This is a genomic window from Nitrosospira sp. NpAV, from assembly GCF_000832065.1.
Taxonomy (GTDB): Bacteria; Pseudomonadota; Gammaproteobacteria; order Burkholderiales; family Nitrosomonadaceae; genus Nitrosospira.
Map to the genome: position 1 here is coordinate 1 of NZ_JXQM01000093.1, position 219 is coordinate 219.

Here is a 219-nt window from a genome sequence, read left to right on the forward strand (position 1 = left end):
CGAGGTCTTTCATGCCGTCGCCGTTTGGACCGGTGATAAAGGCGTGTCGGGCTGCATAGTCATAATAGGAAACCCCTGCGACTTGCCCGGAAGCGTTGACGGCGGTGGCCATGCTGTTAACATTTTCACCCCCCAGGGTGCCGAGGTCTTTCATACCCACCCCGCCGGGTCCGGTAATGAATGCATGAACTTGATAAAATCCGAGCGGTGTATTGGTGA

General features: G+C 55.7%; 1 pseudogene. It reads right to left on the reverse strand.

Going from position 1 to position 219, the window contains the following annotated elements:
* Positions 1 to 219: pseudogene (locus SQ11_RS15440) on the reverse strand (hypothetical protein); the annotation flags it as partial.